Source organism: Alkalibacterium sp. (genome assembly GCF_046484155.1).
Classification (GTDB): Bacteria; Bacillota; Bacilli; order Lactobacillales; family Carnobacteriaceae_A; genus Alkalibacterium.
The window spans coordinates 1-3,422 of record NZ_JAWOBT010000090.1 but is presented as its reverse complement, the minus strand read 5'-3'; the positions used below and the strand labels follow the sequence as shown (position 1 = coordinate 3,422).

Annotated in this window: 3 protein-coding genes; 1 reads left to right on the top strand and 2 read right to left on the bottom strand. The window is 37.9% G+C overall.

What is annotated here, in order from left to right; genetic code table 11:
- Window positions 1-125 precede the first annotated feature (125 nt).
- Window positions 126-872: a GumC family protein gene (locus R6U02_RS06630; protein ID WP_410262829.1), complete on the bottom strand. Its 747-nt coding sequence runs from the start codon at window positions 870-872 to the stop codon at window positions 126-128.
- Window positions 873-1,794: 922 nt separating this feature from the next.
- On the opposite strand from R6U02_RS06630, the gene R6U02_RS06625 reads away from it, so the two are divergent.
- A complete protein-coding gene (locus tag R6U02_RS06625) occupies window positions 1,795-2,982 on the top strand; it encodes a hypothetical protein (protein ID WP_410262828.1) in 1,188 nt (395 codons plus the stop codon).
- Between the two features lie 62 nt (window positions 2,983-3,044).
- Here the strand turns inward: R6U02_RS06625 and R6U02_RS06620 are convergent, their stop codons facing one another.
- Window positions 3,045-3,314 (bottom strand): GIY-YIG nuclease family protein, encoded by a 270-nt coding sequence (locus tag R6U02_RS06620; protein WP_410262827.1) that lies wholly within the window; start codon window positions 3,312-3,314, stop codon window positions 3,045-3,047.
- Window positions 3,315-3,422: the final 108 nt, after the last annotated feature.

The window sequence follows — 3,422 nt, the reverse complement described above, 5'->3', positions numbered from 1 at the left end:
GGAAGAAGCGGCATCTCAGCAGCCATATTGCTGGCGAAACATGCCGCCCGCGTGCGCGTAAGCGAAAAGAACGAAACACGTAAAACTCCCGACATCCTGAATATTTTCAAAGAGCACGGCATCGATTATGAATTCGGTAACTCTTCCAATCTTTCCTCAGATTGTTCAAGTTTTTGCTCAATATCCCTTTTTTCTCTCTCTAAAAATTCAGCCGTCAATTCAGCAGCTCTTCGATTCTGTTGAGTTGAGCCTTCCACATAGATTTCCATTGCGCGGTTGGATACATGTGATGCTTCAGTGGGTGAGGGACTCTCAAAACTAATTTCAATGACTTCCGAATCTCTCTCAGTCCTCAGAACGCTTAAACCCGATCGTATCCTGCCGGTAACGGATGCTTCTGATGCCCTACTCACATTACCCTCTTCATCCTGGTTCCAAAGAACCGGAAATTCCCGAATTCCGCCGGGATCATCTTCAATCAAAGAGTCTGCAATTTTTCGTGCAAAATCCCTGGACTTCAGTACCTGAACCTCATTCGCTATAGTAGAACTTGTTCCTACTCCCGTGGTTTGAGAAATAATTCTGGACAATTCATCATCACCCGAAGAACCTGCACTGATGATCATTGTACCCGTACTTTCATAAATCGGTGTTAGCGTATCTGAATAGAACCAGGCTCCCGTGCCACCCAATATCAGAAAGATGATAATTAACCATTTATATTTTAATATAAGTGATACTAAATATTTGGGATCCAGATTTCCCTGCCCACTTTGATTTTCATTTGATAAGGGAGTGGTCGATACATACTCAAATTTATCACCTTGATTTGAACTCCTCCCTTCTCTATCACTCCGTATTATATCGGACATACCGTGTCACCTCTTCAATATCTTTTTGAAACAAACTGTATTGCCTTCAATTATAGCGGCAATACATTATTACTGTACTTCGAAATCAATGATACCCGATTGCGTCGAAAAATAACAGAGATATAAACAGAATTAGCAATTCTTAATGAAGAATGCCTAAGCTTATTAATAGTATTATTTTTCTTTTATAAAGAATTATTCAACCTGTTTTCACATACGTATTTTTTACTAAAAAATGATTTCAGTTCTTCTCATCTTTAAAAAATGCTTTGAATAACTCTTCTCACTCATTAAACGAAAGTTATTTACTTCGTACAGAACAAACCTTCAAACTTTTATAAGACTGATAAATACTAAAATCATTTATAATTAAACCAATTAAGGACCTCATTATCAGCTCATCTTTTTTTCTACTCGTCCCCATCAAAATATGCTTCATCCAGCACTATCTGCGTATTAGATATTCATAACTACTACTTAATCCAATTGTCTTTAATCTTAAATAAAAGACAAGATTCAAATCAGAGCTTAATCACTGTTCATTCATAAATGATCATGAAAAGAAAAAAATTATATTATCTACTATTCATTTCCCCATTACTAGTTCTTTTCACTTCATCCAAAAAATCTCAACTCAATCCGAACTTGATGATTAACTCGAGATAATAAATGAAGTCACAGTCATATCCGGAACCTCGAATACAAGTAAAATTTACTTCTTTAAATTTTTCCCTTTTTCAGGATTTTAAAAACATCCTTTAAAAGGATTACTCGTAAACCTTAGAATATTAATAGCATCTTATTAGAGACATTTAACTTTTTGATATCCATTCATTGAGTTATAATAATATCCTGAGCAAACAGTAAGTTTGTTTTAGGTTCAAAAAAAATCAATTAAAGATATCTTAACGGGAGAAAATATATGATAATCAGGGGTATAATCGCATCTCTATTTTTAATTTTTGCAACAGTAATGACGTTTTCAGCATGTGACGTCATTTCTGAGAAGGGGCTTGATGAGTCTCTTGACAAGGTACCGGATGTAACTCTAATTAAAGGAGCTGAAAATGCTTCAGTTAGAGTTAACAGAGGAACGACCAGTAACTTTTCAATTGATATTGATAATGTTGAATGGAACAACTTGATCTCCAATGGAGAGAGAGAAGCCTACTGCATTGCATGGAAAGATCCAATCTCAAGTAATAACGATATTTATGAAGGAGTAGGAGTATACTCAACGGCCGGCGACAAACAGTTTGATGATGTAAATCGCCTCTTTTCGATGAAAAATGCTCTGCTAAAAGCAGATCCTGAAATTACCTGGCGTGAAATTCAGGTAGCTGTTTGGTCACTCATTCCTTTTCAGGAATTTGACATGAATATGCCTGCTGATGAGCTCCCGGATGAAGTTCGTTCTAACGGTGAAGCTAATTTCGATAAAGGTAAGGTTCAGTTTATTCTGGATGCAGTTCAAAACAGAAGCACTGCAAAAACAGCTGAATTTTCCGGTTTAATGAACAGTGAAGATGAGGATAGCGAAAAAACTATGTGTGTTATTGGAACTGATGGAAACACCCAAACATTGATTGTTCCGTGTGATGAAACGGCTTTTGCTTATGGCGGATCTGAGACAAGTGGAATTGGCGGTGAAGTTGATAACGACAAAGATTCTGATACTTATCAACAATCCCTAGATCCATATGCCCACTGTTTCCCAGATGATGATGATATCGACGATACCCGCTGGGGTTGGACAAATGGTAAGTTAACTGAAGGAACTTATAATTTCCCTCTCTATGCAGGAGCTGGTCAGTGCGACCTATCCAAGGGACAAATTACCGGTAATGTAGAAATTGTCTACGAAGGAACAACTGTTACTGTTACATTTACTTCAACCGATGACGCTTCTTTTTATAAAGAAGATGGTACTACCGAAACACACCTTTACGTAGGCTCAGAAAAAATGCCTCCAAAAGGTGCTGCTCCTGGTGAATATCCAAACAATGGTGACCTTGACGTGTCAAGCGAGTCAGAAGTTAAATATGTTGTCAATGACGTAAGTGGTGACATTTATGTGATTGCGCATGCCGTAATGGGCACAGAAGATTAATAAGAGCAAACTAAGAAAAAAATTTACTCAAAAGGCCTTGGATCACAATCCAAGGCCTTTTTTTATTGAACACCCAACTCATTCGTTCGGGATCGAATATACCACAGAAGCTCTTCCCGGCTTTCTGAAGACTTAATCTTCTTCTCCCTCGCCATTGCTTCTGATCGCGTATCAAAACTCTCCTGATACATCAACTTCCAGGGAATGCCGGATTTGGTGTGCTTGTTTTTCCCTTCGTTGTGTCGCTTTAACCGGTCTTCAAGATTGGATGTAAAACCTACGTAGTATCGATCCAACGTAACACTGTAGAGTATGTAAACTGTATAAATCATCTCTCAATAATAGAAAAAGCCTTACAATTTTCATTGCAAGGCTTTTAAATGTGGGCAATGAGGGATTCGAACCCCCGACCCCCTCGGTGTAAACGAGGTGCTCTAAAC

Coding starts and splice junctions, on each gene's coding strand:
- R6U02_RS06625 (WP_410262828.1), top strand. CDS start 1,795: ATGATAATCAGGGGTATAATCGCATCTCTATTTTTAATTTTTGCAACA.
- R6U02_RS06620 (WP_410262827.1), bottom strand. CDS start 3,314: ATGATTTATACAGTTTACATACTCTACAGTGTTACGTTGGATCGATAC.
- R6U02_RS06630 (WP_410262829.1), bottom strand. CDS start 872: ATGTCCGATATAATACGGAGTGATAGAGAAGGGAGGAGTTCAAATCAA.